The organism is Geodermatophilus sp. SYSU D00079 (assembly GCF_054050635.1).
This window is the reverse complement of the sequence record NZ_JBJGZS010000009.1, coordinates 23,617-45,823: the sequence shown is the minus strand read 5'-3', so window position 1 is coordinate 45,823 and position 22,207 is coordinate 23,617. Positions and strand designations below refer to the sequence as shown.

16 protein-coding genes are annotated in these 22,207 nt (G+C 74.3%); 11 read left to right on the top strand and 5 right to left on the bottom strand.

Annotation, left to right across the window (positions count from 1 at the left end):
* Nucleotides 1-108: 108 nt before the first annotated feature.
* Nucleotides 109-1,542, bottom strand: a complete 1,434-nt coding sequence (gene mqo / locus ACI79E_RS09855) for a malate dehydrogenase (quinone) (protein ID WP_456932351.1) — start codon at nucleotides 1,540-1,542, stop codon at nucleotides 109-111.
* Between the two features lie 167 nt (nucleotides 1,543-1,709).
* Here mqo and lspA point away from each other — a divergent pair, with 167 nt between their 5' ends.
* The 6 genes from lspA to ACI79E_RS09825 all read left to right on the top strand — a co-directional run bounded on the left by lspA (nucleotide 1,710) and on the right by ACI79E_RS09825 (nucleotide 9,143).
* The gene (gene lspA / locus ACI79E_RS09850; protein WP_456932350.1) at nucleotides 1,710-2,402 is read left to right on the top strand and encodes a signal peptidase II; all 693 of its coding nucleotides are present in this window, start codon (nucleotides 1,710-1,712) and stop codon (nucleotides 2,400-2,402) included.
* 46 nt (nucleotides 2,403-2,448) lie between these two features.
* On the top strand, nucleotides 2,449-3,396 hold the full coding sequence (locus tag ACI79E_RS09845; protein WP_456932349.1) for an RluA family pseudouridine synthase: 948 nt from the start codon (nucleotides 2,449-2,451) through the stop codon (nucleotides 3,394-3,396).
* A 10-nt stretch (nucleotides 3,397-3,406) separates the two neighbouring features.
* Nucleotides 3,407-4,189 (top strand): CPBP family intramembrane glutamic endopeptidase, encoded by a 783-nt coding sequence (locus tag ACI79E_RS09840; protein WP_456932348.1) that lies wholly within the window; start codon nucleotides 3,407-3,409, stop codon nucleotides 4,187-4,189.
* 11 nt (nucleotides 4,190-4,200) lie between these two features.
* Nucleotides 4,201-4,614, top strand: a complete 414-nt coding sequence (locus ACI79E_RS09835; protein WP_456932347.1) for a GNAT family N-acetyltransferase — start codon at nucleotides 4,201-4,203, stop codon at nucleotides 4,612-4,614.
* 220 nt (nucleotides 4,615-4,834) lie between these two features.
* On the top strand, nucleotides 4,835-8,395 hold the full coding sequence (dnaE, locus tag ACI79E_RS09830) for a DNA polymerase III subunit alpha (RefSeq protein WP_456932346.1): 3,561 nt from the start codon (nucleotides 4,835-4,837) through the stop codon (nucleotides 8,393-8,395).
* A 55-nt stretch (nucleotides 8,396-8,450) separates the two neighbouring features.
* Complete coding sequence (locus ACI79E_RS09825) at nucleotides 8,451-9,143, top strand: hypothetical protein (protein ID WP_456932345.1); 693 nt, start codon at nucleotides 8,451-8,453, stop codon at nucleotides 9,141-9,143.
* A 216-nt stretch (nucleotides 9,144-9,359) separates the two neighbouring features.
* On the opposite strand, the gene catA is transcribed toward ACI79E_RS09825, so the two are convergent.
* The 3 genes from catA to ACI79E_RS09810 are packed head-to-tail and all read right to left on the bottom strand — an operon-like array spanning nucleotide 9,360 to nucleotide 12,320.
* Complete coding sequence (gene catA, locus ACI79E_RS09820) at nucleotides 9,360-10,223, bottom strand: catechol 1,2-dioxygenase (RefSeq protein ID WP_456932344.1); 864 nt, start codon at nucleotides 10,221-10,223, stop codon at nucleotides 9,360-9,362.
* Between the two features lie 46 nt (nucleotides 10,224-10,269).
* Nucleotides 10,270-11,373: a mandelate racemase/muconate lactonizing enzyme family protein gene (locus tag ACI79E_RS09815; protein WP_456932343.1), complete on the bottom strand. Its 1,104-nt coding sequence runs from the start codon at nucleotides 11,371-11,373 to the stop codon at nucleotides 10,270-10,272.
* A complete protein-coding gene (locus tag ACI79E_RS09810) occupies nucleotides 11,370-12,320 on the bottom strand; it encodes a LysR substrate-binding domain-containing protein (RefSeq protein WP_456932342.1) in 951 nt (316 codons plus the stop codon). The genes ACI79E_RS09815 and ACI79E_RS09810 overlap by 4 nt, the downstream gene beginning before the upstream one ends.
* A gap of 218 nt (nucleotides 12,321-12,538) precedes the next feature.
* On the opposite strand from ACI79E_RS09810, the gene benA reads away from it, so the two are divergent.
* From benA to ACI79E_RS09785, 5 genes are read left to right on the top strand one after another with little or no spacing between them, the layout of a single operon-like run.
* Complete coding sequence (benA, locus tag ACI79E_RS09805; protein ID WP_456932341.1) at nucleotides 12,539-13,921, top strand: benzoate 1,2-dioxygenase large subunit; 1,383 nt, start codon at nucleotides 12,539-12,541, stop codon at nucleotides 13,919-13,921.
* Between the two features lie 11 nt (nucleotides 13,922-13,932).
* Entirely contained in the window at nucleotides 13,933-14,472 is a 540-nt protein-coding gene (gene benB, locus ACI79E_RS09800; protein ID WP_456932340.1) for a benzoate 1,2-dioxygenase small subunit, read from the top strand.
* A 13-nt stretch (nucleotides 14,473-14,485) separates the two neighbouring features.
* Nucleotides 14,486-17,212, top strand: a complete 2,727-nt coding sequence (gene benC / locus ACI79E_RS09795; protein WP_456932339.1) for a benzoate 1,2-dioxygenase electron transfer component BenC — start codon at nucleotides 14,486-14,488, stop codon at nucleotides 17,210-17,212.
* A gap of 57 nt (nucleotides 17,213-17,269) precedes the next feature.
* Complete coding sequence (locus ACI79E_RS09790) at nucleotides 17,270-18,634, top strand: MFS transporter (RefSeq protein ID WP_456932338.1); 1,365 nt, start codon at nucleotides 17,270-17,272, stop codon at nucleotides 18,632-18,634.
* Nucleotides 18,631-21,351, top strand: a complete 2,721-nt coding sequence (locus tag ACI79E_RS09785) for a LuxR C-terminal-related transcriptional regulator (RefSeq protein WP_456932337.1) — start codon at nucleotides 18,631-18,633, stop codon at nucleotides 21,349-21,351. Before ACI79E_RS09790 ends, ACI79E_RS09785 begins: the two co-directional genes overlap by 4 nt.
* Here the strand turns inward: ACI79E_RS09785 and ACI79E_RS09780 are convergent.
* On the bottom strand, nucleotides 21,344-22,141 hold the full coding sequence (locus tag ACI79E_RS09780; RefSeq protein WP_456932336.1) for an LON peptidase substrate-binding domain-containing protein: 798 nt from the start codon (nucleotides 22,139-22,141) through the stop codon (nucleotides 21,344-21,346). The two genes, ACI79E_RS09785 and ACI79E_RS09780, sit on opposite strands and share 8 nt — an antisense overlap.
* Between the last annotated feature and the right edge of the window lie 66 nt (nucleotides 22,142-22,207).

Here is a 22,207-nt window from a genome sequence, read left to right as displayed (position 1 = left end):
TCCCCGGAGTCGCGGACGCGCGCGGACCCCCACACACGGCAGACGCCCCCTCGGCGGACCGGAGGGGGCGTCTGTCGGGTGTTCGTCGTGAGCGGGAGCGGACCCGGGTCAGCCGTTGAGCTCCAGGGTCTGCATCGTCTCGGCGCGGACCTCGGCGAGCAGGGCCGGGTCGGCGGCGAGGCGGCGGCCGTAGGAGGGGATGGCCTCCTGCAGCGCCGGGCGCCACGCGGCGATCCGGTCGGGGAAGCAGCGCTCGAGGACGGTGAGCATCGCCGAGACCGCGGTCGAGGCCCCGGGCGAGGCGCCGAGCAGGCCGGCGACGGTGCCCTCGCCGCCGACGACGAGCTCGGTGCCGAACTGGAGGACGCCGCGGCCGGTGGCCGGGTCCTGCTTGATGACCTGGACCCGCTGGCCGGCGGTGATCATGTCCCAGTCGTGCTGCTCGGCGAGGGGCACGAACGCGGTGAGGGTCTTGTGCCGGGCGCTGCGCGACTGCAGCAGCTCGCCGACCAGGTAGCGGGTGAGCGCCATCTCGGTGCGGGCCACCCCGAGCATCGAGCCGAGGTTGTTCGGCTTGACGCTGAGCGGCAGGTCGAACATCGAGCCGGCCTTGAGGAACTTCGGCGAGAAGCCGGCGTAGGGGCCGAACAGCAGCGAGTGGTCGCCGTCGATGAGCCGCAGGTCCAGGTGCGGCACCGACATCGGCGGGGCGCCGACGGCGGCCTGGCCGTAGACCTTGGCCTGGTGCGCCGACACCAGCTCGGGGGAGCGGGTGCGCAGGAACATGCCGCTGACCGGGAAGCCGCCGAAGCCGCGGATCTCGGGGATGCCGGCCTTCTGCAGCAGCGGCAGCGCGCCACCGCCGGCACCCACGAAGACGAAGCGGGTGCGCACGGTGCGCTCCTCGCCGGAGACCGTGTCGCGCACCGTGACCGCCCACCGGCCGTCGGCGCGCCGGTGCATGCCGGTGACCCGCTGGTTGACGTGCACGTGCACCCCGCGGTCCTCGGCGGCGGCGAACTGCAGCCGGGTGAGGGAGCCGAAGTCCACGTCGGTACCGGCGGTCGACCGGGTCGCCGCGACCGGCTCGGCGGCGCTGCGGCCGGCCATCATCAGCGGGATCCACCCGGCCAGCTCGGCCGGGTCGTCGGTGTACTCCATGCCGGCGAACAGCGGGGACGCCGCCATCGCGGCGTGCCGGGTGCGCATGTACGCGCGGCCGGCCTCGCCGGTCACGAAGCTGATGTGCGGGACCGGGGTGATGAACTCCTTGGGCGCACCGGTCAGCCCCGAGCGGACCAGGTGCGACCAGAACTGCCGCGACACCTGGAACTGCTCGTTGATGGTCTCGGCCTTGGTGACGTCGACCGAACCGTCCTTGCCGGCCGGCGTGTAGTTCAGCTCGCAGAGGGCCGCGTGCCCCGTACCGGCGTTGTTCCAGGCGTCGGAGCTCTCCCCGGCCACCGCGGACGAGGACTCGAAGACGGTGACGCTCCAGTCGGGTGCGACGACACCGAGCAGCGACGCGAGGGTCGCGCTCATGATGCCGCCACCCACGAGGACTACGTCGGGGTCGGTGGCTGGGGCGAGATCGGTGGACACGACGGCCTTCCGTGCTCGGGGGAGGTGCTGTACCTGTCCAGGTAACGGTCACTGACCGACCGAACATGTCACTCCACGTGGTGACATGTGTCGCAGGCGGTCATGAGATGGATCACACCGGGTTCGACTTGCGTGCCCGGGGAGGAACGGTCGAGGCCGTCCGGGCCGCGGCTATCGTCGGGGAGACGGCGGGAACCGGCCGCGCCAGCCACGACCGAGGAGTCACCCTGTCCGAACCCAGCGGCCCGCCGGACGACGCGGCCGCGGCGCCGGCGACGTCGGCCCGCAGTCCCCGTACCCGCCTGCTGCTCCTGCTGGCGGCGGTCGTCTTCTGCGCCGACCTGCTCACCAAGCTGCTGGTCGTGGCCACCATCGACCGGGGCGAGAACGTCCGGCTGCTGGGCGGCGCGCTGTACCTGACCCACACCCGCAACACCGGCGCGGCGTTCTCCTTCGCGGAGGGGTTCACCGTCGTGTTCACGCTGATCGCCGCGGCGGTCGTCGTCGTGATCGTGCGCACCGCCCGGCGGCTGTTCTCCACCGGCTGGGCGGTCGCCCTCGGGCTGGTGCTGGGCGGGGCGCTGGGCAACCTGGTCGACCGGGTCTTCCGCGAGCCCGGGTTCCTCCGCGGCGGCGTCGTCGACTTCGTGTCGGTGTTCGCCCCCGACGGGCAGGTCTACCCGATCTTCAACGTGGCCGACTCCGCCATCGTCTGCGGCGGTGTCCTCGGCGTCCTGCTGGCGCTGCGGGGAATCGAGTTCGACGGCTCGCGGGCCACGGACCGCGCCGCGCAGCGCTGACCGCGTCCGGGGCGCTGCGCCGTCCCCGTCGCACCCACCTGTCACGATGGACGGCGTGAGCAGTCCCGCGGGCCAGCACCGTGCCCTCCCGGTGCCCGACGGGCTGGAGGGCCAGCGCGTGGACCAGGCGCTGTCCCGGTTGTTCGGCCTGTCCCGCGGGGCGGCGGCCGACCTCGCCGACGCCGGCGTCGTGCTGCTGGACGGGCGGGTCCGCGGGAAGGGCGACCGGGTCAGCGGCGGCAGCTGGCTGGAGGTCGAGCTCCCCCCGCCGCCCGGTGAGCCGACCGCGCCGGAGCCGGTGGCCGGCCTGACCGTCGTCCACGACGACGACGACATCGTGGTCGTGGACAAGCCGGTCGGCGTCGCCGCCCACCCCAGCCCCGGCTGGGAGGGGCCGACGGTGGTCGGCGGGCTGGCCGCGGCCGGGTACCGGATCTCGACCTCCGGCGCCGCCGAGCGGCAGGGGGTGGTGCACCGGCTGGACGCCGCCACGACCGGGCTGATGGTGGTCGCCAAGAGCGAGCGGGCCTACACCGTGCTCAAGGCCGCGTTCAAGGAGCGCACCGTGGACAAGGGCTACCACGCGCTCGTCCAGGGGCACCCCGACCCGTCCCGCGGCACCATCGACGCCCCCATCGACCGGCACCCCCGGCACGACTGGAAGTTCGCCGTCGTCCAGGGCGGGCGGCCCTCGGTCACCCACTACGAGGTGGTCGAGGCGTTCCCGGCCGCCAGCCTGGTCGACATCAAGCTGGAGACCGGCCGCACCCACCAGATCCGCGTGCACTTCTCCGCGCTGCGCCACCCGTGCGTCGGTGACACGACCTACGGCGCCGACCCCACCCTCGCCGCGCGGCTCGGGGTCTCCCGGCAGTGGCTGCACGCGGTGCACCTGGGCATCGCGCACCCGGCCGACGGGCACTGGATGGAGTTCCGCAGCCCGTACCCCGCCGACCTCGCCGGCGCGCTCGACATCCTGCGCGCCGAGGCCTGAGGCCCCACCGGTGCAGGGGCTCCCCGCCTCGCTGGCCGACTACGGCCCCGCGGCGCTGTCCGCGGTCGTCGTCGCCGGCTACCTCGTGCTCGGCGAGCCGGTCGTCGGCCACGTGCTGCACCGCCGGTTCGAGGGGCGCCTGCGGACCGACGACGGCGCCCGGCGGTCGTTCTACCGGCGGCTGCTCGTGCTGGAGTGGGGGCTGGCCGCCCTGGCCCTCGCCGTGTGGCTGTCCGCGCCCGGCGTCACCGCCGCGGGCGTCGGGCTGCGCTGGCCGCAGGGGTGGCCCGGGCCGCTGTCGGGCGCCGCGGCCCTGCTGACGCTGGCGTTCGTGGTGGTGTCCACCCGGGCGCTGCGGTCGGGGGCGCTGGCCGGGGCCGCCGCCCAGGTGCACCGGAGGCCGGGGGAGGGGCGGCACGCCGAGCCGTCGGTGCACGCCACGCTGGCGCTGCTGCCGCGCACCCGCGCGGAGCGACGGCTGTTCACCGTCGTCGGCGTGACCGCCGGGGTGTGCGAGGAGTGGCTCTACCGCGGGTTCTTCCTCGCCGTCGTCGCGGCGCTGGCCGGCGGGCTGCCGGCTCCGGCGCTGGTCGCGGTCGCCGCGCTGGCCTTCGGCCTGGCGCACGCCTACCAGGGCCTCGCCGGCGTGGTCACCACCGGCGTCCTGGGCGGTGTGCTGGCCGGCCTCCACCTCGACACCGGGTCGCTGCTGCTGCCGGTGCTGCTGCACGTCCTCATCGACCTGCGCTTCCTGCTGGTCCCGGCCAGCGCGCTGCCGGCGGTCGCCCGGTGAGGGGGGAGCCGGTGACGGCCGCCGACTGGCCGGAGGTGGTGGCGCTGCGCACCCGCGTCTTCGTCGAGGAGCAGGGCGTGCCGGCCGAGATCGAGCAGGACGAGCACGACGCCACCGCGGTGCACGCCCTCGCCCGGGACGACGACGGCCGCGTGGTGGCCACCGGGCGGCTGCTGGTCCGCGACGGGCGGGCGGTGGTCGGCCGCATGGCGGTGGACGCCGCCGTCCGGGGGCGGGGGTACGGCGCCGCGGTCCTCGCCGAGCTGCACCGGCAGGCGCGGGTGCGAGGGCTGGCCGAGGTGGAGCTGCACGCCCAGGTGACCGCCCGCGGCTTCTACGAGCGGGCCGGCTACACCGCGGTCGGCGAGGAGTACGTGGAGGCCGGGATCGTGCACGTCACGATGCGCCGGCCGCTGCCGCGGTGACGCGGCGAGCCGGGTGTGACCGAACGGTCCGGTGTGAGGAGACACGTCCTGTCAGACCCTCGGCGTAGACCTCTGCCAGTGCGAGGATCGACCCACCGACCCGACGGCCCGAAGAGGTCGGCCCCGTCGGCCGCGCACCGCCCCGCCGGTCTTCCCCGCCGGTCGCCCGCCGCGGACCACGACGGCCGGGCACGCACGACCGTGAGGAGCACCTGAGCACGTGAGCACCCCGTCCGACTCGTTCGCCCACCTGCACGTCCACACCGAGTACTCGATGCTCGACGGTGCGGCGAAGCTGCCGGAGGTCACCAAGGCCGCCGCCGAGCAGGGGATGCCGGCGCTGGCGATGACCGACCACGGCAACGTCTTCGGTGCCTACGACTTCTACAAGCAGGCCAAGGCGGCCGGCGTGAAGCCGATCATCGGCATGGAGGGGTACTACACGCCCGGCTCGCGGTTCGACCGGGCGCCGTTCGACTTCGGCGACAACCTCATCGACGAGGACGGCGAGGGTGGCTCCTCGCGGGGCAAGGCCGCCTACACGCACATGACGCTGCTGGCCCGCACCACCGAGGGGATGCACAACCTCTTCCGCATCTCCTCGCTGGCCAGCCTCGAGGGGCAGTACCGCAAGCCGCGGTTCGACCGCGACCTGCTCGAGCGCTACGGCAAGGGCCTGATCGCCACCACCGGCTGCCCGTCGGGCGAGGTGAACATGTGGCTGCGCGCCGGCAAGGAGGACCGCGCCCGCCAGGCCGCCGCCGACTTCCAGGACATCTTCGGCAAGGAGAACTTCTACGCCGAGCTGATGGACCACGGGCTGTCCATCGAGAAGAAGACCCGCCCGGCGCTGCTGCAGATCGCGAAGGAACTCGACATCCCGCTGCTGGCGACCAACGACCTGCACTACACGCACAAGGAGGACGCCGAGGCCCACGACGCCCTGCTGTGCATCCAGACCGGGTCCCGGCTCAACGAGACCAACCGCTTCAAGTTCAACGGGGACGGCTACTACCTCAAGAGCGCCGCGGAGATGCGGGCGCTGTTCCCCGGCGACCTCGCCTCGGCGTGCGACAACACGCTGCTGGTCGCCGAGCAGTGCGAGGTGTCGTTCACCGAGGGCGCCGACCTCATGCCGCGCTTCCCGCTGCCGCCGGGGGAGGACGAGACCTCCTGGTTCGTCAAGGAGGTCGAGCGCGGGCTGCACAAGCGCTGGCCGAACGGCATCCCCGACCACGTCCGCAAGCAGGCGGACTACGAGGTCGGGATCATCACCCAGATGGGCTTCCCGGGGTACTTCCTCGTGGTCGCCGACTTCATCAACTGGGCCAAGGACAACGGCATCCGCGTGGGCCCCGGCCGCGGGTCGGCCGCCGGCTCGCTGGCCGCCTACGCGATGGGCATCACCGACCTCGACCCGCTGGCGCACGGGCTGATCTTCGAGCGGTTCCTCAACCCCGAGCGCGTCTCGATGCCCGACGTCGACATCGACTTCGACGACCGCCGGCGCGGCGAGGTCATCCAGTACGTCTCGCAGAAGTACGGCGAGGAGCGGGTCAGCCAGATCGTCACCTACGGCACGATCAAGGCCAAGGCCGCGATCAAGGACGCCGCGCGCGTGCTGGACCGCCCGTACTCGGTCGGCGACGAGCTGACCAAGCTCATGCCCCCGGACGTGATGGGCAAGGGCATCCCGCTGTCGGGCGTCTTCGACCCGGCCCACCCGCGGTACAAGGAGGCCGCGGAGTTCCGCGCCCGCTACGAGTCCGACCCCGGGGCGGCCGAGGTGGTCGACCAGGCCCGCAAGCTGGAGGGCCTGAAGCGGCAGTGGGGCGTGCACGCCGCCGGTGTCATCATCGGCCGCTTCCCGCTGATCGACTCGATCCCGATCATGCGGCGCGAGGCCGACGGCGCGATCATCACGCAGTTCGACTACCCGACCTGCGAGACGCTCGGCCTGCTGAAGATGGACTTCCTGGGCCTGCGCAACCTCACGGTCATCGACGACGCGCTGCGCAACATCGTCGCCAACGGCAAGGAACCGGTCGACCTCGACGAGATCAGCAAGGACCTCACCGACAAGGCCACCTACGACCTGCTCTCCCGCGGGGACACCCTCGGCGTCTTCCAGTTCGACGGCGGCCCGATGCGGTCGCTGCTGCGGCTCATGCGGCCGGACAACTTCGAGGACATCTCCGCCGTCGGCGCGCTCTACCGGCCCGGCCCCATGGGTGCGAACTCGCACACCAACTACGCGCTGCGCAAGAACGGCCAGCAGGAGATCACGCCGATCCACCCGGAGCTGGCCGAGCCGCTCGAGGAGATCCTGGGCGGCACCTACGGCCTGATCGTGTACCAGGAGCAGGTCATGGCGATCGCGCAGAAGGTCGCCGGGTACTCCCTCGGCAAGGCCGACCTGCTGCGCCGCGCGATGGGCAAGAAGAAGAAGTCGGTCCTCGACGCGGAGTTCGTCGGGTTCGAGGCCGGCATGAAGGAGCGCGGGTACTCCGCCGCGGCGATCAAGACGCTGTGGGACATCCTCGTCCCGTTCGCCGACTACGCGTTCAACAAGGCCCACTCGGCCGCCTACGGCCTGGTGTCGTACTGGACGGCCTACCTCAAGGCCAACTACCCGGCCGAGTACATGGCCGGCCTGCTCACCAGCGTCGGCGACGACAAGGACCGCCGCCCGGTCTACCTGGCCGAGTGCCGCCGGATGGGCATCAAGGTGCTGCCGCCGGACGTCAACGAGTCCTCCTGGGACTTCGCGGCCGTCGGCGCCGACATCCGGTTCGGCCTGGCCTCGGTGCGCAACGTCGGGCACAACGTCGTCGAGTCGATCGTCCGGGCGCGCGAGGAGAAGGGCGCGTTCAAGGACTTCGCCGACTTCATGCGCAAGATCGACACGGTGGCCTGCAACAAGAAGGTCATCGAGTCGCTGGCCAAGGCCGGGGCCTTCGACTCCCTCGGCCACTCCCGGCAGGGCATCGTCGCCATCCACGCCCAGGCCGTCGACTCCGCCATGGGGCTCAAGCGCAAGGAGGCCGAGGGGCAGTTCGACCTGTTCGGCAGCTTCGGCGAGGGCGACGCGGCCGACGACCCGTTCGGCAGCGCGCTGGACATCACCATCCCGACCGCCGACTGGTCCAAGAGCGAGCGGCTGATGTTCGAGCGCGACATGCTCGGCCTCTACGTCTCCGACCACCCGCTGCACGGCGTCGAGCACGTGCTCGCGGCCAACGCCGACACCCCGATCGCGGAGATCAACGCCGGCGGCGTCGAGGACGGCGCGAACGTCACCATCGCCGGCATCCTCACCTCGGTCTCCCCGCGCACCAACAAGCAGGGCGCGCCGTGGGCGATCGCCACGCTGGAGGACCTCGAGTCCGGCATCGAGGTGCTGTTCTTCCCCAAGACCTGGGCCGAGGTGTCGGAGAAGGTCGTCCGCGACCAGATCGTGGTGGTCAAGGGCCGGATCAGCCGGCGCGACGACCAGCCGTCGCTGTTCGGCTCCGAGGTCACCATCCCCGAGCTCACCGAGGGCCCGCGCGGCCCGGTCCTGGTCTCGATGGCCGCGGCGCGCTGCACGCCGCCGGTGGTCGAGCGGCTGCGGGAGGTGCTCGGCAGCCACCCGGGCACCACGGAGGTCCAGCTGAAGCTGGTCAACGGCAGCCGCGAGACGGTGCTGCGCCTCGACCAGGGCCTGCGGGTGCGGCCGAGCACCGCGCTGATGGGCGACATCAAGGCCCTGCTCGGCCCGACGAGCGTCGCCCTGCTGTGAGCAGGGCGACGTTCCCGGGGAAGAGGCACACGGCTCCACGGGGTTGACTGGGGTCGTGGACAGCGTCGACGACGGGGGGCCCGCGGGGGCGCCACCGACCCCGCGGCCGGCCCGGTGGGGGTATGGCCCGGGCCGGCCCGTGCTCGCCGAGCTGCGCGCCGACGCCCGCGGCGCCCTGGCGCTCACCGGGGTGCTGCTGGCCAGCGGCGTCCCGGCGGGGCTGCTGTGGTGGGCCCTCGCCCCGCGGGCGCAGTTCCGCGTGACCGCCGACGGTCCCGTGGTCGTCGGACACCCCTCCGCCGAACTGCTCGCCGCCGTCGACGGCGTCTACACGCTGGTCGTGGCCGGGCTGGGCCTGCTGGCCGGCGTCCTGGCGTGGCGGCTGCGCCGCCGGCGCGGCGTGGCCACCCTGCTGGCCGTGGCGGCGGGCACGCTGCTGGCCGCGCTCGTCGCCTGGCAGGTGGGCGAGCTGCTGGCGCCGGGGCCGTCGGAGGCCGCGCTGGCCGACGTCGGGACGACGGTGACCACCGGCCTGGCGCTCAACTCGATGGCGGCCCTCGCGGCCGGCCCGTTCCTCGCCGTCCTCGCCTACGTGGTGGCCGCGCTGTTCGCCCCGTCGGAGGACCTCGACCGGCCCGTCCCCGCACCGCCGGTCCCCGCACCGGGCGCGTACCCGGGCGGACCGCCGGCCGTCGGGGCACCGCGTCCCCTCGTCGACGTGCCACCGGCGGAGCACCCCGGGCGTTGACCCGGGCTGCTCCGCCGGTGGCGGGGAGGCGGCTGTGACCGCGGCTGTCGTCAGGCGGGGTGCACTGGCCTGACTGGCGCGCCGCGGTCCGCTCCTCGCTCGCTGGCGCTCGCTCGATGCTCCCGCTGCTGTCGTCAGGCGGGTGCACTGGCCCGACTCCGCGCCGCGGTCCGCTCCTCGCTCGCTGGCGCTCGCTCGATGCTCCCGCTGCTGTCGTCAGGCGGGGTCGAGCACGAAGTCGTAGGTGACCTCGTTGCCGCTGCCGTCGGCCGCGGACCGGACGTCGAGCAGCAGCTCGGGCTTGACCGCCGAGGCGATGTCGTCGTCGTTGTGCGGGTCGCCCGGGAAGTACAGCTGCGTGGTGATCAGCTGGTGGCCGGGGGCCGACACCTTCAGGTGCAGGTGGGCCGGGCGCCAGGCGTGCCAGCCGGCAGCGGCGATCAGCTTGCCGCAGGAACCGTCGGTCGGGATCTGGTACGGCGCCGGCTGGATGGTGTGGATGACGAAGCCGCCCTCGTCGTCGGTGACCACGGTGCCGCGCAGGTTCCACTCCGGGATGCCGGGGGCGAACTGGGAGTAGAAGCCGTCGTCGTCGGCGTGCCACATCTCGATCCGGGCCCCCGCCAGCGGGGTGCCGTCGACGCTGGTCACGTGCCCCTGGAACGTCAGCGGGGTGCCCGCCTCGCCGTCCCGCATCGGCAGCGTGGCCACGCCCGTGGACTCCGGCGCGCCCGGCACGTAGTAGGGGCCCTCGATGGTGCCCTTGCTGCCCTGACGGCCGGAGTTGGCCACCTCCTCGACGACGTGCTCGACCCAGACGTCGAGGAACAGCGGCCACTCGCCGTCCTGGCCGACGCCGATCAGCCACGCCTTGAGGGCGTTGTACTCGTCGTAGGTGACCTGGTGCCGGCGCACGATGTCGTGCACGGCGTCCAGCAGCTCGCGGGCGAGGGTGTCGACCCGCTCCGGCGGGGTGCCGGCGACGCCGGCGGACTTGTCGGCCTTGAACCGCTCGGTCGCCGAGGCGCCGGAGGCGGCGGCGGTGGCCGTGGGGGTCTGGTCGTTCGCGGTGACGGTCATGGGGTCGTCCTTCCAGAGGGGGTGGGTCGGTCGCGCCGGGCCGCGGTCAGCGGTCCAGGCGGTAGTGCGCGAGCTTGTCGGGGTCGACGTCGACGCCGAGGCCGGCGCCGGGTCGGACGGGGAGGGTGCCGTCGCGGATCACCAGGGGCTCGGTGAGCAGGTCGTCGGTCATGTCGAGGAAGTTGGACAGCTCGCCGGCCCGCTGCGAGGTCAGCCGGAAGGCCGCCCCGAAGGCGACGGTGCTCATCGAGCCCAGCTGGGTGTCGATCTGGTTGCCCATCACGACCTCCAGGCCCAGGCCCTCCGCCAGGTGGTGCACGCGGGCGGAGGCGGTGAACCCGGTGCGCGCGGTCTTGATGCTCACCGCGGTCGCCGACCCGCCCAGCACCTCGCGGGTGACGTCGGCGGGGGTCACCGCCGACTCGTCGGCGATGAAGGGCACCTCGCACTGCTGCACCAGCCAGCGGCGGCCCAGCACGTCGTCGGCGGGGCAGAGCTCCTCGGCGAAGGTGAGGCCCAGGTCGCGCATCTCGGCCATCGCGCGGGCGGACTCCGACGCCGTCCAGCCGCGGTTGCCGTCGACGTAGAGCTCGACGTCGGGGCCGAGGTGCTCGCGCAGGGCCCGCACCACCGCGGTGTCGAGGGTGACCGGCCGGCGGCCGACCTTCACCTTGAACGTCGTGATGCCGTGGGTGTCACGCATCCGCTCGGCCTCGGCGACCATCGCCGCGGGGGTGTCGAAGCCGAGCATGTGCGAGACCCGCATGCGGTCGGTGTAGCCGCCGAGCAGGGCGGTGACCGGCTGGTCGAGGGTGCGGCCCAGCGCGTCCCAGATGGCCATGTCGACGGCGGACTTCGCGGCCGGGTTGCCGACGGTGCGGGCGAGGTCCTCGACGACCCGCTCCCGCTCCAGCAGCGTCCGGCCCACGACCTGTCCGGCGAAGACCGACTGGAGGACGGCCACCACGCCGGCCTGCGTCTCGCCGTAGGTGAACGGGCGGGGGACGGCGTCGGCGGTGCCGATGACGCCGTCGTCGGTGTGCACACGCACCAGCACGTGCTCGGCGGCGTGCACCTCACCGCTGGCGAACCGCAGCGGCTTCCGGTACGGGATCGCGTAGGGGATGGCCTCGACGCGGGTGATCTTCATCGGACGGCCTCCGGGCCGGGGGTGGTCGAGCGGACGGGGGCGGGCTCGGGCGGCAGCACCCCTGCGGTCTCCAGCACCCCGAGCACCGAGCGGATGAGGGGCGAGCCGGCGGTCGGGGAGTCCTCCCGCCGGTGCCAGGCCAGGGCCACCTCGATGGAGCCCGCGTCGGGTACCTCGCGGAAGGTCACGCCGGGCACCGGCAGGGTGCGCGCCGAGGCGGGGACCAGGGCGATGCCCAGCCCGGCGGCGACCAGGGCCAGCAGCACCACGGTGCCGGTCACCTCGTGTTCGCGGTGCGGGGTGAACCCGGCGTCCCGGCAGCTGCGCAGCACGGCCTCGTTCACCGCCGAGGAGCGGTCGGCGTAGAGGACGAAGCCCTCGGTGCGCAGGTCGGTCATCGCGATCTCCGGCTCGCCGGCCAGCCGGTGGTCACCGGGCAGGGCGAGCACCAGCGGCTCGACCTCGATGGTGCGCAGGGTCAGCCCGTCGCCGGACAGCGGGGGGCGGAGGACGCCGAGGTCCAGGCTGCCGTCGCGCAGCCCGTCGCACTGGGCCGGCGTCAGGACGTCGCCGTGGATCTCCAGCGCCACCCCGGGGAGCTCCCGCTTCACCACGCGGGCGATCCGCGGCAGCTGCGCGGCGACGGCGGTGCCGGTGAACGCGATGCGCACCAGCCCGAGGCGGCCGTCGGCGATCCGGCGCACCCCGCGCACGCTGTCGTCCACGGCGCCCAGCACCCGCTCGGCCTCCTCGCGCAGGAACCGTCCGGCCGGGGTGAGCTGCACCTGCCGGGTGGTGCGGGTGAACAGCGAGGCACCCAGCTCGGCCTCCAGCTGGCGGATCGCCTGGGACAGCGCCGGCTGCGCGATGTGCAGCCGTTGCGCGGCCGCGCCGAAGTGGCACGTGTCCGCGACGGCGGCGAAGTAGCGCAGGTGGCGAAGCTCCACGGTGACCTCCTCCTGAGTGACGCGGACCACGCTACGGACGCCATCGATAGGTGACAAAGACCCGTTGGCGGCCGATCGATAAGCGCGACCGATCAATGCACCCCTGGGTGGGGACTGGGGTTTCCGCTGGTGTGACGACCGCCACCCCGCTGTGACGCTGGACGCACCGAACCCCGACCGCCCCCCGCGGTCCCGGAGCGAGCCCCCTGGAGGACCCCATGACCCAGACGCTGACCCACGTGGAGTCGGTGCTCGCCGACGCCGTCGTCGAGGACGCCGAGGCGGGGGTCTTCCGCGCCAACCGCCGCATCTTCACCGACGAGGAGGTCTTCGAGCTCGAGATGAGGCACATCTTCGAGGGCAACTGGATCTACCTCGCCCACGAGAGCCAGGTGGCGAACCCGGGGGACTACATCACCACCCACATCGGTCGCCAGCCCGTCGTCATCACCCGGGACAAGAGCGGCGAGCTGCACTGCCTCATCAACGCCTGCGCGCACCGCGGCGCCATGATCTGCCGCCGCAAGACCGACAACCGGACCACGCTCACCTGCCCGTTCCACGGCTGGACGTTCCGCAACGACGGCACCCTGCTCAAGGTCAAGGACCCCGAGGGCGCCGGCTACCCGGAGTCGTTCAACCGCGACGGCTCGCACGACATGACGCGGGTCGCGCGGTTCGACAGCTACCGCGGCTTCCTCTTCGGCAGCCTCAACCCCGACGTCGTCCCGCTGCGCGAGCACCTGGGCGACACGACGGTGGTCATCGACATGCTCGTCGACCAGTCCCCGGAGGGGCTGGAGGTGCTGCGCGGCTCGTCGACCTACACCTACGACGGCAACTGGAAGGTGCAGGCGGAGAACGGCGCCGACGGCTACCACGTCACCGCGACGCACTGGAACTACGCCGCCACCACCTCCCGGCGCAGCACGGGGGAGTCGACCAACGCGACCAAGGCCCTGGACGCCGGCAGCTGGGGGAAGTCCGGCGGTGGCTACTGGTCCTACCCGAACGGGCACCTGTGCCTGTGGACGTGGGCCGGCAACCCGCAGGACCGGCCGCTGTGGGAGCGCCTGGACGAGCTGAAGGCGCAGTTCGGCGAGGCCAAGGGCGAGTTCATGGTCAAGGGCTCCCGCAACCTGTGCCTCTACCCGAACGTCTACCTGATGGACCAGTTCAGCACCCAGATCCGGCACTTCCGGCCGATCGCCCCGGACAAGACCGAGGTGACGATCTACTGCATCGCCCCCAAGGGTGAGAGCGCCGAGGCCCGCGCGCACCGGATCCGCCAGTACGAGGACTTCTTCAACGCCTCGGGCATGGCCACCCCCGACGACCTGGAGGAGTTCCGCTCCTGCCAGCTCACCTTCCAGGCCACCGCCGCGCCGTGGAACGACATGAGCCGGGGCGCCGAGCACTGGCTGCGCGGCCCGGACCCGATGGCGGAGTCGCTCGGCATGACCGGGGTCGTCTCCGCCGGCCTGCGCAACGAGGACGAGGGCCTCTACCCCGTCCAGCACGGCCACTGGCTGCAGACCATGCGCGCCGCGCTCGCCCGCGAGCAGGCCGCCGCGGCCCCCACCACCGCCCCGACCGCCTGAGGAGGACCGTCATGACGATCACCGAGCCCCGGCCGCCGGTCTCCGACCGGCCGGCACCCGACCGGATCGACCAGAACGCCATCGAGCAGTTCCTCTACCGCGAGGCCCGCTACCTCGACGACCGCGAGTTCGAGAAGTGGCTGGAGTGCTACGCCGACGACGTCGTGTACTGGATGCCCTGCTGGACCGACGACGACGTGCTCACCGAGGACCCCCAGCGCGAGCTCTCACTGATCTACTACGCCAACAAGGGCGGCCTGGTCGACCGGGTCTTCCGGATCCGCACCGAGCGCTCCAGCGCCACGTCCCTGCCCGAGCCGCGGACCAGCCACAACATCAGCAACGTCGAGGTCATCGAGCGCCGCGGCGACATCGTCGACGTCCGCTTCAACTGGCACACGATGTACTTCCGTTACAAGACGGTCGACCCCTACTACGGGACGTCGTTCTACACGATCGACTTCTCCGGGCCGTCCCCGCTGATCCGTCGCAAGACCGTGGTGCTCAAGAACGACTACATCCACCACGTCGTCGACGTCTACCACTTCTGAGGCGGGGGCCGTCATGACGCAGACCGCTCCGGCGCGGGCCGACACCCACCGCGTCGCGCTGTCCTTCGAGGACGGCGTCACCAGGTTCATCACGTGCGCGCCCGACCAGACCGTCGCCGACGCCTCCTACCGCTCGCGCATCAACATCCCGCTGGACTGCCGTGACGGCGCGTGCGGGACGTGCAAGGCCTTCTGCGAGTCGGGGGAGTACGACGGCGGCGCCTACATCGAGGACGCCCTCTCCGACGACGAGGCCGCGGCCGGCTACGTGCTGCCGTGCTCCATGCGGCCCCGGTCGGACCTCGTCCTGCAGATCGCCAGCACCTCGGCGGTCGCCAAGACCCAGGCCGCGACCCACACCGGCACCCTGACGGCGCTGGAGCGGCTCTCGCCGACCACCGTGTCGCTCACCATCGAGACGCCGGGACGCTCCGAGCTGGCCTTCCTGCCCGGCCAGTACGTCAACCTGACCGTCCCGGGCACCTCGGTCAGCCGCTCCTACTCCTTCAGCAACGGTCCCGACGAGGAGGCGCTGACCTTCCTGGTCAAGCTCACCCCGGGCGGGGTCATGTCCACCTACCTCACCGACCGCGCCGCCGTGGGTGACGAGATCACCTTCACCGGCCCGCACGGGAGCTTCTTCCTGCGCGAGTCCGACGACCCGCTGCTGCTGGTGGCCGGCGGCACCGGGCTGGCCCCGATCCTGTCCATCCTGCGCAGGCTGCGCGACGACGGCAGCGCGCGCCCGGCCCACCTGGTCTACGGCGCGAGCACCGACGACGACGTCGTGGAGCTGGCCACCCTGGAGCAGCTCGCCGAGCAGATCAGCGGGTTCACCTGGGACCACTGCGTCGCCGACCCCGCGACCACGGCCCGGAACCAGGGCTACGTCATGAGCCTGTTCCGGCCCGAGCACCTCCACGGCGGGGACGTCGGCGTCTACCTCTGCGGCCCGCCGCCGATGGTGGAGGCCGTCCGCGGCCACTTCGCCGACCAGGGCGTCGTCCCGGCCGGCTTCTACTACGAGAAGTTCGCCCCCTCCGGCGCCGCGGCGCCCGCCGCGCCGGCACCGACCCCGCAGCCGGTCGTGGCGGCGCCCGCCCCGCGGGCCGAGGAGCCGGCGCCCGCGCCGTCCGCCGTCCCCGCGCCGCGGACCGCTGCCCCCGAGGCCGCCGGGGCCGACGGCCGGGCCCTCGCCGGGCAGCTCCTCCTGCCGCCGGCCGCCCTCGCCCCGCTCGGCGACACCGGGACGGTGGCACCGGCCGAGGAGGCCGCCACGGCCCGCACGGTCGCCGGCCAGAGGCTGGCCACCCCCGGCGGCGACGGCCCGGTCCGCCCGCTGGACCCCGACGGCGGTCTCCGTCCCGTCGGGGACGGCCGGTCGGTCGCCGGCCAGGAGCTCTTCCCCGAGCGCGCCGACCTCCCCCCGCTGCACAGCCCGGCGACGCAGCCGGGCACCCCGGCGGCGGGCGGCTACGAGATCGGCGAGGAGCACCCCTCGGTGCACCACTCCGACGCGATCTTCGAGGCCCGGCAGGCCCTGGAGCTCGGCGCCCTGGAGCTCACCCTCGGGCGGCTGACCAGCCGGCAGGTCACCGGCTACCGGCTGCTCGCCGAGTCGACGGTGCCCTACGTCCAGGGGGACCGATTCGTCGACGCCGCGGCCTACACCGAGGCCAACGCCGCCTTCCACGACCACCTGTTCACCCTGACCGGCAACGAGCACCTGCTGCAGGCCTACCAGGCCCTCGGGGTGAAGGGGCACATGGACCAGGTGCTGCGGCACGCCACCTGGTGCCACCCGCGCTGCACGCAGGACCACCTCGACATCGTCGACGCGGTCGAGGCGGGGGACCGGGCCCGCGCCCGGGAGCTGGTGGTGCAGCACGCCGAGCGGTCCAAGCAGACGGTGCGGCGGGCGATGGCCGACGCCGGCGCCCGGACCCGGCCGGCCTTCGTCAGCCCCGGCCGGTTCGACGGAAAGGTCGTGCTGGTCACCGGTGCCGCGCAGGGCATCGGCGAGCGCACGGCCCGCCGGATCAGCGCCGAGGGCGGTGCACTCGTGCTCGCCGACCGCGCCGACCTGGTGCACGACCTCGCCACCGAGCTCACCGACGCCGGCGGGGAGGCGCTGCCCGTCACCGCCGACCTGGAGACGTGGGCGGGCGCGCACGAGGTCGTGCAGCGGGCGCTGGCCCGGTTCGGCCGCATCGACGTCGCCATCCACACCGTGGGCGGCACGATCTGGGCCAAGCCGTTCACGGACTACCCACCGGAGCAGGTCGAGGCCGAGATCAACCGGTCGCTGTACCCGACGCTGTGGTCGTGCCGGGCGGTCGCGCCGGTCATGGTCGCGCAGGGCTCCGGCACCATCGTGAACGTCTCGTCGGTCGCCACCCGCGGGCTCAACCGGGTGCCGTACGCGGCGGCGAAGGGTGGGGTCAACGCGATCACCACCGCCCTCGCCCTCGAGCTGGCGCCCTCCGGCGTCCGGGTCGTGGCCACGGCACCGGGGGGCACCGAGGCGCCGCCGCGGCGGATCCCGCGCGGCCCGGCGCCGCAGACCGAGCAGGAGCAGGCCTGGTACCGGACGATCGTCGACCAGACCGTCGAGTCCTCGCTGATGAAGCGCTACGGCACGCTCGACGAGCAGGCCGCCGCGCTGGCCTTCCTCGCCTCCGACGAGGCCTCCTACATCACCGGGACGATCCTGCCCGTCGCCGGCGGCGACCTCGGCTGACCCGGCCTCCAGCACCCTCCCCTTCCCCCCACCCCTCTCGACACCCGGAGTCCCGCCATGCCCGAGAACGAGCGCACGACGGAGGAGCGCCGACGGCGCAGCATCCCCTGGGTCGTCGCCCTGTCCACCGCCGCCCTGGTCTTCGACGGCTACGACCTGGTCGTCTACGGGACGATCGTCCCCACGCTGCTCGGGGACCCCAGCCAGCTCGGACCCCTCACCCCCGCACAGGCCGGCACCCTGGGCAGCTACGCCCTCGTCGGCGTCCTGGTGGGCGCCCTCGCCGCCGGCGCCGTCGGTGACCGGATCGGCCGGCGCCGGGTGGTCGTCGTGAACCTCGCCTGGTTCTCGATCGGCATGGCCGCCACGGCGCTGGCGCCCACCGTCGGCACCTTCGCGGTGTTCCGGTTCCTCACCGGGATCGGCGTGGGCGCCCTGGTCGCCACGGTCGGCGCGCTGGTCGCCGAGTTCGCCCCGGCAGGCCAGCGCAACCGGCTCAACGCGGTCGTCTACAGCGGCGTCCCGGCCGGCGGCGTCCTCGCCTCGCTGGTGGCGCTGCTGGCGGGGGACGCCGTCGGGTGGCGGGGGCTGCTGTGGATCGGCGCCCTGCCGCTGGTGACCCTGCTGCCGCTGGCGCTGGTCCGGCTGCCCGAGTCGCCGCGCTGGCTGGCCTCGCGCGGCCGGCTGGCCGAGGCCGCCGCGGTCAGCGCCCGCACCGGCGTCCCGCTGGAGCCCGCCCCCGCCGCGACCCCGGCCGTGGCCGGCGCACCGGTCCGGTTCGGGTTCGCCGCCCTCGTCCGCCGTCCGCTGGCGGTGCCGACGTTGCTGCTGGGCACGATGAGCTTCGCCGGCCTGCTGCTGACCTACGGGCTCAACACCTGGCTGCCGCAGATCATGGCCGACAACGGCTACGGCAAGAGCGCCTCGCTGGCCTTCCTGCTGGTGCTCAACCTGGGCGCCATCTGCGGTGGCCTGCTGGCCTCCTGGTCCGCCGACCGGGTCGGCGCCAAGCGGGTCATCGCGGCCACCTTCGTGCTCGCCGCGCTCTCCCTCGCCCTGCTGCCCGCGCAGCTGCCGCTGGCGGTCCTGCTGCTCGCGGTCGCCGTCGCGGGCGTGGGCACCATCGGCACCCAGGTGCTGGTCTACGGCCTGGTCGCCAACTACTACCCGACGCGGGCCCGGGCCGCCGGCGTGGCCTGGTGCGCGGGGTTCGGCCGGCTCGGCGGGATCGTCGGCCCCGTGCTCGGTGGGGTGCTGGTCGGCGCGGGCCTCGGCGGCACCACGGCGTTCTTCCTCTTCGCCGGGATCGCGCTGCTCGGCGCGCTGGTCACCGCCCTGGTGCCCCGTGCCCGGCAGACCGGTGCCGCACCGGTCCCCGAGAGCCCGGCACCCACCGTCGCCGGGGCTACCGTGCCCGTGTGACAGGCGCCACCCCCGGGCTGGTCGCCCGGGACGCCGAGCTCGCCGCCCTGGAGCAGCTGCTCCGGGACGGCGGGCTCGGCCCGTCCCTGGTCCGCGTCACCGGCGCAGCCGGGACGGGGAAGACCGCGCTCGTGCGGCAGGCCGTCGACCGGCACCCGGGCCCCGTCCTCGAGGCGCGCGGCGCCCCCTGGGAGGGCGCCCGCCCCTACGCCCTGCTCGACCAGCTGCTGGCCGGGGTCCCGGTCCCGCCGGACCCCTTCGCCGCCGCCGAGGTCGTGGCCCGCTCCGCCGGGGGCTCGGCCGAGGCCCGCGCCGTCGTCGTGGTCGACGACGCGCACTGGAGCGACCCGGAGTCGCTGCAGGCGCTGGGAACCCTGGTCCGCCACCAGCACCGCGCCGCCCTGACCGTCGTGCTGGTCGGTCCCGCCGTCCCGGCCGAGGCGCACCCGGCCACCCTCGACGTCCTCCTCCGGTCGGCGACCGCCACCGTCGTCCTCGGGCCGTTCTCCGCCGAGGACGTCGCCCGGCTCGCCGCGGTGCGGGGCATCCCGCTGTCCCCGGCGGGCGCCGAGCAGCTGTGGCGCCACACCGGGGGAGTGCCCGGCCACGTGGCCGCCCTCCTCGACGAGCTGCCCCGCGAGACCTGGTCGGGCCGGCGCCCCGACCTCCCGGCGCCCGCCGCGGTCGCGGCCCGGGTGCGCGACCAGCTGGCCCGGTGCGACCCCGGGGCCCGTGCCCTCGCCGAGGCGGTCGCCGTCCTCGGTCCCGCCCCCGTGCCGGAGGCCGCTGCCCTCTCCGGGGTCGAGGACCTGCTGGCCGCCCTCGACGCCGCCCAGCGGGCCGGCCTGCTGCGCGCTCCCGGACCGGGTCGCCCCACGGAGCTCGCCCCGGCCAACCCGCTGGTCGCCGCGGCGGTGCGCACCGCCATGGGCCCGGCCGCCCTCGCGCGGGCCCACCGCCGCGCCGCCGACGTCGTCGAGGACCCCACCCGCCGGCTCGGCCACCTCGTCGCGGCCAGCGTCGGCCCCGACGCCGCGCTCGCCGACGACCTCGACGGGCTGGCCCGCCGGCGCGCGGCCGAGGGCGCCTGGGCCGAGGCCGCCGCGCTGCTCGCCGACGCCAGCCGGCTGTCGGAGGACCGGCGGTCGCGTGAGGACCGGCTGGTCGAGGCGGTGGACGCCCTCGTCGGCGCCGGTGACTCGGTCGGGGCGGCCGCCCTCGTCCCCGAGGTGGAGAGCCTGCGGGAGACGGCCCTGCGCAACGCCGTCCTCGGGTACCTGGCGGTCGTCCAGGGCCGCGCGGTCGAGGCCGAGGCGCGCCTGCGGCGCGCCTGGGACCTCGTCAACCCCGAGCGCGACCCGGGCCGCGCCGCGCTGGTCAGCCAGCGGTTCGTGCTCCACGAACTGGCCCGCCTCCGGGCCGGGGAGCTGGTGACCTGGGCCGACCGGACGATCGAGCTGGCCGGGCCCGGGGCGCCCGAGGCGCTGGAGGCGGTCGCCATCCGCGGTCTGGGCGTGGCCGGCGGCGGGTCCCCGGCCGAGGCCCTGGCCGGCTACCGGACGCTGTCCGAGCGGGTCCGCTCCGGCGCGCAGGCGCAGCGGGTGGCCCTCGGTGAGGGCTGGCTGCACCTGGCCCTGGACGACGTGGCGCAGGCCGCCGCCGAGCTGGAGAGCGCCGTCCCGACGACCTACCTCGGCGGCTCGCACCGCATCTCGCTGTGGGCGCTGGGCTGGCTGGCCCGGGCCCGCTTCGTCTCCGGCGAGTGGGACGCCGCGCTGCTGGCGGTGCGCCAGGGCACCGAGCTCGTCGCCCGGACCGGGATGGTGCTGGTCGGGCCGCTGCTGCACTGGACCGCGGCGCAGGTGCACGCCCTGCGCGGCGACTGGGACGCCGCGGACCGGGCGTTGCGGGACGGCGAGGCCGGGAGCTCGGACTACGCGATCATGCGGGTGCCCTCGCTGCTCGCCCGCGCCCACGTCGCCGAGGCCCACGCCGACTACACCGGCGTGCTGCGCGCCCTCGAGCCGCTGGCCGGTGCGGGTGCGCCGGGCTGGGTCGACGAGCCCGGCGCCTGGCCGTGGACCGACGTCTACGCCAACGCCCTGGTGCTCGAGGGGCTGCTGACCGAGGCCGACGCGTTCCTCGTGCCGCACGAGCAGCGGGCGGCCGAGCGGGGGCACCGCTCCACCCGGGCGCGACTCGGGTACGCCCGCGGCCGGTGGTTCGGCGCGCGAGGCGACCTGGACGCCGCCCGTGACGCGTTCGGCACGTCGCTGCGGCTGATCGAGCACCTGCCGCTGCGCCACGACCGGGCGCGGATCAGCTTCGCCTTCGGCCAGACCCTGCGCCGCGCGGGCAAGCGCCGGGAGGCCGACGTCGCGATCTCCACGGCCCGCGACGTCTACCTCTCCCTCGGCGCGGCCACCTACGTCGCGCGCTGCGACCGCGAGCTGCGGGCGGCGGGCCTGGGCCCCGGCCGCACCGAGGAGGGGGCCGGCCGGCTCACCCCGCAGGAGTCGACGGTGGCCGGACTGGTGGCCGGCGGGCTGTCCAACCGCGAGGTCGCCGCCGAGCTCTACCTCTCGGAGAAGACGGTCCAGTACCACCTGACCCGCATCTACACGAAGCTCGGCGTCCGCTCGCGCGCCGAGCTCGCCGCGCTGCGCGGCCGGGGGACGCCGGCCGGGGCGCACGGCCTCGGGGAGCCGCTCAGTTGACGCTGCGCGGGCCGGCGAAGCGCTGCAGCGGGGCGGGCACCGCGCCCAGGGTCTCCAGCAGGGTCAGCTCCCGCCGCAGCAGCCGCGACTCGGCCCGCAGCCGCCGGCGGGTCGCCGACTCGGCGAGCAGCGCCTGGCGGTCCTCGGTGGTCAGCAGCGCCGACGAGGCGACCAGGTAGGACAGCGCCTGCGGGTCGTCGGCGACGCCCTCCAGCAGCGCCGGCTCCTCCGGGTCGCCACCGGCGTCCCCGCTGAGGCCGGCCACCGCCACGACGTACCGCGCGAACAGCTCACCGACCCCCCGGACCAGCACGTCCAGCGAGCGGCGGGCCACGTCGGTGACCAGGTCGTCCAGCTCCGGCCCGGGCACCCCGTCGTCCGGCGGGGTCAGCCCCTCCTGGTCGCCGGCGGCCTCCTCGGCCGCCTCCTCCTCGTCGAGCCACTCCACCTCGGCCTGCAGGTAGGGCGGATCCGTGTCGACGACCACCTCCAGCAGCCGGAACCGGTCGCCGCCCACGGTGACGAGGCGGAAGCCGCCGTCGGGCTGCGGGCGCACCACCTGCAGCCGGGCGGTGCAGCCCACGTCGTAGAGGGCCTCGGCCGGCGCCACCCGCTCGACCTCCCAGCCCTGCCGGATGGCGACCACGCCGAAGAACCGCCCGTCGGCCTCGGGCCGGGCCAGCAGGTCGCGCACGAGCCGGCGGTACCGCGGCTCGAAGACGTGCAGCGGCAGGACCACCCCCGGGAACAGCGGCGTCCCCAGCGGGAAGAGCGGGATCAGGTCGCCCACGGCAGCCGAGCCTACGGGGAGGGGCGGCCGGGGGAGCGGGCAGCGCGGCAGGCCCCCGGACGGGCC